Raw genomic sequence first — 6370 nt, forward strand, 5'->3', positions numbered from 1 at the left:
AATATGTGGGTGTCATGGGTTTTTATCTGGAAAAAATCATTCAAATTGTAAATGATACAACTCTCGATAAAGACCGGATTCTTGGATCAATTTTTCATGGGTTCCCATCTGAAGAATTCGGCCTTTTTCTAAAACCAGAATCTGATCTGCTTCTCGTACAGTGGAAAGGCGGTGGGCGATGACTAAGGACGTTCGCCCCGCCAGCGCAGTTTTTAGTGCTTCTTGGATATAATGCTCACTTTCAGAATCCAAATGCGCAGTGGCTTCGTCCAAAATCACGATAGCTGGTGCTTTTAACAGTAAGCGGGCAATCGCCAATCGTTGGCGCTCACCACCGGATAATCGATAGCCGCGATCACCAATCACTGTATCAATTCCCTCCGGCAAGGAAGAAATGAGTTCCCAAATATAGGCCTCTTTCAATGCTTCTTCAATTTCTGAAGGTGTCGCATCTGGTTTGGCATAGCGAAGATTATTTGCAATCGTGTCATGAAACATGTGAGCATCTTGACTGACGACACCGATGGTTTGCCGCACCGAATCCAAGGTTGCATTTTTTAAAGGAAACTCGCCGATTCTGATTTCTCCTTGTTGTGGATCGTACATGCGTGTTAGTAGTTGAGATAGAGTTGATTTACCGGCGCCACTGGGACCGACTAGTGCAGTCATGTGTCCAGGTTGGATCGTAAAGGAAACATTTTTCAAAATCGGTTCCTCCGATTCCCGTTCGGCTCCCGGCATCAATTCTAAAGAAGCCAGAGAAACTTCTTTGACGGTCGGGTAACGAAAATCAACTTGATCAAACGTAACGCTTCCGCCATTTTGTTTTACATAATCTGTCAATGGTTGGGCATTCGGTAATTCTTTAACACTCGGCTCTAAATCTAAAATTTCGAAAACTCGTTCAAAACTGACCATCGCCGTCAATACATCTACTTGAACATTCGATAATGAAGTGATTGGGGCATACAAGCGATTCAAATAAGAGGCTAACGCCACAACAATTCCGACGGTCAAGGTACCTCTGACTGCCAGCACACCACCCAAGCCGTAAACAACAGCGACTGACAAAGCGCTGACCGTACCGATCGTCACCCGCATAAGAGACCCTGTTAAAGTTTGCTTGATACTTAAATCCCGGACTTTGCGAATTTGTTCAGAATACTGCTGGGCATCGCTTTCCGGAGTGCCATAAGTTTTAGCAAGTTGTGCCCCGGCAACATTAAAGCGTTCATTTGATAATTGATTGGCTTCTGCTTTTAAATCATAGGATTCTCGCATTAATTTCGCTAGCTTCGGTCCAACGATTCGGGCAGGGATAATAAATGCCGGTACCAGTAGCAGGGCTACCAGTGTCAGCTGCCAAGACATAGAAAACATCGCAATCAAAACGAAGGTGACGGATAACGTATTACTGAAAATACTGGATAAGGTTTGGGTGAAAACTGCCTGGGCGCCAGTTACATCTCCATTGATTCGTTGCACCAAGGCCCCGGTTTTTGTTCGAGAAAAAAAGGATAAGGACATTTTTTGGATATGTTGGAATAATTGAGTTTGTAAATCAAAAATAACCCCTTCACCGATCTTCGAGGAAAGCCACCGTTCACCTAACGTCAAAAAGGCACTGGCAATCGCCAAACCTCCTGCCAATAAGGAAAAGTTTACGATGTAGGGAATATCCCCGTTTGTGATTCCTGTATCGATAATTGTTTTTAAAATCAAAGGTGTCAGTGCGCCGATTGCAGCATTCAGCATAATTAGGAAAAGAAAAAGTGCCAGCAACCATTTGTAGGGTGCAGCGTAGGTCAATACTCGTTTGGTCGTACCTTTTTTTAATTTTGTTCCTTTGACGGAGTTGTCTTTCGTAAAGGAACGCATGCCAAAACCACCTTGTGCCATAAAAATTCCCCCTTCTTATTCAGTATAGCATCACCAAATGCAGAAAGCTGTTAGCACGGGTTTAGGCATTAATTTGTTTTTTGTAAAAAAAAGAAATCCGCTATTCAGATTTCTCCTTGTGTTTATTTTCTAAAAATTTGGTCAGTCCATCGAGATAGATCGCGACACCAGTCAAAAAATCTTGCTTAGGATTTTCTTTTTGGCGATTAGCAAGTACTGAGGCCATATCTCGCAACTGGTGTTCTTTGGTGAAATGATGCATAAACTGCACGTATTCCTGCATATCTTTTTTTCCGCGTAATACCTCTTGTTTCAAAAGAGCCTCTTGCTGCTGATCCATCAATTGACCAATCAACTGATGATGCAACGCATTGATCGTATTGTGACTTTGCTTAATGGAAAAGCCAGCCTCTTTAAGCAGCGTCATCATTTGCTGAAGATGGAGAAGGCGACTGGGAAAAGCCGGAATCGTATGGATCTCCAATTCTGCGCCGCAGGGAAATTCAGTATACAAATCATAGTAGTTTGCCATAAAGGCAGCGATTTGTTGATTCCATGGCAAAGAAGAATCCGGCAAAACTAAGTGATCCTCCATGACTTCTGCCATCGCTTGCAGAAGGCTTTGTTTATTTTTGAAATACCAATAAAGAGCCGGTGCTTTGATGTCTAATTTTACTGCGAGGGTACGCATAGAAAGACCGGCAATGGTCTGTTTTTCTGCTAAAAGATCAAAGGCAGCGTGAATAATTCGTTCTTTTGAAAGCTTCGGTTCCATAATCTCATCCTTTTTTCTTTTTTTATTGCATTCTTCTTGCATAAAATTTTCAAACATGGTAAATTATTACCCGGTCTTATTTTACAGTGTTAAATAAAGACTGTCAATTTTATAAAGGGGGTTAGCGCCAATGGATTTAATTATGAAGCATGTGAAGAATTATAAAGCACCCGTCTTAATTTCACTGGTTTCTGTTGCAGTGATGGTCGTGGCATCTTTATGGCAGCCAAAATTGCTTCAGCAAGTATTGGAAGCAATCATGCTGGAAGACAACGACAAAATGAAGGAATTAGGAATTTATTTGATCGGATTAGCTGTTTTGGGGCTGATTGCCGGCGTATTTAATACCATATTTTCAGCAAAGGTCGCTCAAGGAGTCAGTGCAGATATTCGAGAGGAGACCTTCCGCAAAATCCAGACCTTTTCATTTGGAAATATTGAAGAGTTCTCCGCTGGAAATCTCGTGGTGCGTTTAACAAATGACGTAACTCAAATCCAGAATCTGATTATGATCGCATTGCAATCTTTATTTCGCATTCCGTTTTTATTTATCGGAAGCTTTATTTTAGCAATGTATACTTTGCCACAACTGTGGTGGATTATTGTTGTGCTGATCGTTGCTGTTTTGATTATCACCGCATTATCCTTCACACAAATGGGCAAGCATTTCATGATTATTCAAAATTTGATCGATAAAGTGAACAGTATTGCCAAAGAAAATCTCTTGGGCATTCGTGTAGTAAAATCATTTGTTCAAGAAAGAAATCAGTTGGCGGGCTTTTCGAAAGTCAGTGACAAACTGACGGAACACAATATCATTGTAGGAACATTATTTTCAGTAATGATCCCATCCTTTATGTTGGCAGCAAATTTAGCTGTTGTTGGTGCGATTTTCTTTGTCAGTGATTTGGCAAAAGATGATCCAACCATGATTGGCGGAATCGCTTCTTTCATGAATTATTTGATGCAGATTATGATGGCAATCATTATCGGTGGAATGATGATGATGATGACCTCAAGAGCCGCAGTTTCCTTGAAGCGGATCAAAGAAATTTTAGCCACCGAACCAGACATCACCTATCCGGATGTTCCTGAACAAGCACTAGACGGCAGTGTTTCTTTTGAACACGTTTCTTTCCGTTATCCCGGTGATGATGCAGATACATTGAAGGATCTTAGTTTCCAAATCAAGCCAGGTGAAATGATTGGAATCGTCGGTGCAACGGGTGCCGGGAAATCTACCTTGGCACAATTGATTCCTCGTTTGTTTGATCCAACGGAAGGAACGATCAAAATTGGAGGCATTGATTTGAAAAAAGTCAATGAACGCAGTTTACACCATACAGTTTCCTTCGTATTGCAAAAAGCGATCCTTTTTTCAGGAACGATTGCTCAAAACCTGCGTCAAGGAAAAAAAGATGCCACCGAACCGGACATGACTCGTGCTACACAAATCGCTCAAGCAAGAGAATTTATTGAAAAGCTGGCAGATCAATACGAAGCACCGGTTGCTGAACGCAGCAATAATTTTTCTGGCGGACAAAAACAACGGCTTTCAATTTCTCGAGGCGTAATCGGTGATCCTAAAATCTTGATTTTGGATGACTCTACTAGCGCGTTGGATGCACGATCTGAAAAATTGGTTCGTGAAGCCTTGGATCACGAGTTAGAAGATACCACCACGATTGTTATTGCTCAAAAGATTGCTTCAGTGGTGAAAGCAGATCGTATTTTGGTATTGGACAAAGGACAATTAGTCGGAGAAGGAACCCACGAGGAATTAGCCGCAACCAATCCGATTTACCAAGAAATTTTTGAAACACAAAAAGGAACGGAGGAGTAGCCATGACAGATTTAGTGAAAGCAAGTAAATTTTTCTACCATTATTTGAAACGGTACAAGCTCTCCTTTTTCTTTATTTTCGTGACGGTCATTATTGCAACCTATCTACAAGTAAAAGCACCGCAATATATCGGAGATGCCTTCAATGAGTTGGCTGCTTATATCGGTGGGCTGATGCAGGGGGTTGATGACAAGAGCAAGTTTATTGCTGTAATTTGGAAGTTGTTGCTGTTTTACGTTTTAGCTAGTGCCGCGAGTTTTGTTTACAGTATCCTTTTCACTCAAGTGGTTGGGAAATCGACGAATCGGATGCGGATTGGTTTGTTCAATAAGCTGGAAAAATTAACGATTCGCTTTTTTGATTCGCATCAAGACGGAGAAATTTTGAGTCGGTTTACCAGTGATTTAGATAATATTCAAAACAGTTTGAACCAAGCGTTGCTGCAATTTTTGACAAATGGCGTGTTGTTGATCGGTATTTTGATCATGATGTTTCGACAAAATGTTGAACTGGCATGGGCAACGATTGCGTCTACACCAGTTGCCGTTTTGATTGCAGTTATCGTGATCCGTAAAGCCCGTAAATATGTTGACCTGCAACAAGATGAAGTGGGAAAATTAAACGGTTATATGGATGAAAAAATCAGCGGTCAACGAATTATCATCACTAATGGTTTGCAAGAAGAAACAATTGCAGGTTTTGTCGAACACAATCAAAAAGTTCGAGCAGCTACTTATAAAGGACAAGTTTATTCCGGTTTATTGTTTCCTATGATGCAGGGAATGGCGTTGGTAAATACCGCCATCGTGATTTTCTTTGGCGGATGGCTGGCATTGAACGGTGACTTAGAACGCTCCGTTGCGTTAGGGCTTGTAGTGACCTTTGTTCAATATTCCCAACAATACTATCAACCGTTAATGCAGATTTCTTCCGGATATAGCATGATCCAATTAGCTGTTACTGGTGCACGCCGACTAAATGAAATGTTTGATGAGCCAGAAGAAGTCAAACCGGAAAATGGTGGAAAAGTTCAATCTGTAACAGAGTCCGTTGCTTTGAATCATGTCGATTTCGGCTATGATAGTGATCGTTTGATTTTAAAAGATGTCTCGATCAAAGTGAACAAAGGAGAAATGATTGCGTTGGTTGGACCAACGGGTTCAGGAAAAACGACCATTATGAATCTGTTAAATCGCTTCTATGATGTAAACAGTGGTTCAGTAACTTTTGATGGAACCGATATTCGGACATTGGACTTGGAAAGTTTGCGAGAGCATGTCGGAATCGTTTTACAAGATTCAGTTCTTTTCTCAGGAACGATCAAAGAAAATATTGCTTTTGGTAAGCCGGAAGCAACCGATGAAGAAGTGATCGCAGCAGCCAAGCAAGCCAATATCCACGACTTTATCATGGACTTGGAGCAAGGGTACCAAACAGAAATCACTGAGGAAAATAATCTCTTTAGTACTGGTCAGAAACAGTTGATTAGTATTGCCCGGACGATCATTACCAATCCCGCCCTTTTGATTTTGGATGAAGCCACCAGTAATGTTGACACGGTAACAGAAGCCAAGATTCAAAAGGCAATGGACGAAGCAATCAAAGGAAGGACCAGCTTTGTGATCGCCCATCGCTTAAAAACAATTCTAAATGCCGACCGTATTGTCGTTTTGCGGGATGGTGAGGTGATTGAAGAAGGCAATCATCATGAATTGCTGCAACAAAAAGGATTTTATGCAGAGCTTTACTACAATCAATTTGTTTTTGAATAAAGAAAGAGCTTGGGACATAAGTCCCAAGAATCATAAAACAGACGACCGAAAATCGTAAAAAGAATTTTCGGTCGTCTGTTT

General features: G+C 41.3%; 4 protein-coding genes. 2 read left to right on the forward strand and 2 right to left on the reverse strand.

Annotation, left to right across the window (positions count from 1 at the left end; translation table 11 throughout):
* Positions 1-36: 36 nt before the first annotated feature.
* Both FFM66_RS04205 and FFM66_RS04210 read right to left on the reverse strand, forming a co-directional pair.
* Positions 37-1899 (reverse strand): ABC transporter ATP-binding protein, encoded by a 1863-nt coding sequence (locus FFM66_RS04205; protein ID WP_212741314.1) that lies wholly within the window; start codon positions 1897-1899, stop codon positions 37-39.
* 100 nt (positions 1900-1999) lie between these two features.
* Entirely contained in the window at positions 2000-2674 is a 675-nt protein-coding gene (locus tag FFM66_RS04210) for a TetR family transcriptional regulator (protein ID WP_137605073.1), read from the reverse strand.
* Between the two features lie 130 nt (positions 2675-2804).
* Here FFM66_RS04210 and FFM66_RS04215 point away from each other — a divergent pair, with 130 nt between their 5' ends.
* The gene (locus FFM66_RS04215; RefSeq protein ID WP_048604956.1) at positions 2805-4517 is read left to right on the forward strand and encodes an ABC transporter ATP-binding protein; all 1713 of its coding nucleotides are present in this window, start codon (positions 2805-2807) and stop codon (positions 4515-4517) included.
* Between the two features lie 2 nt (positions 4518-4519).
* Complete coding sequence (locus FFM66_RS04220) at positions 4520-6289, forward strand: ABC transporter ATP-binding protein (protein ID WP_137605074.1); 1770 nt, start codon at positions 4520-4522, stop codon at positions 6287-6289.
* Positions 6290-6370 lie beyond the last annotated feature (81 nt).

Source organism: Enterococcus songbeiensis, from assembly GCF_005405265.1.
GTDB lineage: Bacteria > Bacillota > Bacilli > Lactobacillales > Enterococcaceae > Enterococcus_C > Enterococcus_C songbeiensis.

Excerpts from the sequence above, each read along its gene's own strand:
- FFM66_RS04205 (WP_212741314.1), bottom strand. The coding sequence starts at position 1,899 with ATGGCACAAGGTGGTTTTGGCATGCGTTCCTTTACGAAAGACAACTCC.
- FFM66_RS04210 (WP_137605073.1), bottom strand. The coding sequence starts at position 2,674 with ATGGAACCGAAGCTTTCAAAAGAACGAATTATTCACGCTGCCTTTGAT.
- FFM66_RS04215 (WP_048604956.1), top strand. The coding sequence starts at position 2,805 with ATGGATTTAATTATGAAGCATGTGAAGAATTATAAAGCACCCGTCTTA.
- FFM66_RS04220 (WP_137605074.1), top strand. The coding sequence starts at position 4,520 with ATGACAGATTTAGTGAAAGCAAGTAAATTTTTCTACCATTATTTGAAA.